We start from the raw sequence: 686 nt of genomic DNA on the forward strand, positions 1-686 counted from the left end.
GAGTGGTACTAATAGCCCGAAGCTTTCCACGCCGGTAGAACGTTGTTGTCTTCCTCATTTTCTTTCTTTCAATAATATGTCATATTAGTATGGTAGTATGTAGTAGTTAGTATTTAGATCTGTCTAGGTACTATAATCTAAGTACTAGGATCTAATAAAAGATTTTCAGGTGCCTATATCGGCGGTGTCTACCTCTTCCCATTCCGAACAGAGCAGTCAAGCCCGCCAGAGCCGATGGTATTGCCGTAACAGGTGGGAGAGTAGGTCGGTGCCTAATTTAATACGAAGCCCGTTATCGAAAGATGACGGGCTTTTTTTGCGCCCTAGCCGGGCCGCTGGTATTGTCCCAAAATTGCCGCGCCGTCGTATCTCCGGCTTGCAATTGAAAGTAAAAATTAAAAAGTGGAAATTTAGCTAGGTACTAATTCTACATACTAAGTACTACAATCTTTAATCACTTTCCGCTACTTCGTTGTCCGAAAGATTGACGCGTCGTCGTTCCTCCTCCTTGCAATGACTCTGGCTCTTTCAGACTTGTTATCTCAATACCCACTACTCAATACCCAAAAACAAAATCCATCCCACAACCTTTCCGCCGCATGCCGCGGCAAGGCAAATACTTTTGAAGGGCAAAAAGTATTCAAAACCCCGTCGCTTGAAACCTTTGCAGGGGAGGTTTGTGCAAT

At 44.2% G+C, this 686-nt stretch carries 1 rRNA gene; it reads left to right on the forward strand.

Features of this window, described 5'->3' with window-relative positions:
* Positions 1-165 precede the first annotated feature (165 nt).
* Positions 166-277, forward strand: a 5S ribosomal RNA gene (rrf, locus tag DI53_RS12400).
* The last annotated feature ends 409 nt before the right edge of the window (positions 278-686 follow it).

The organism is Sphingobacterium deserti, from assembly GCF_000757725.1.
GTDB lineage: Bacteria > Bacteroidota > Bacteroidia > Sphingobacteriales > Sphingobacteriaceae > Sphingobacterium > Sphingobacterium deserti.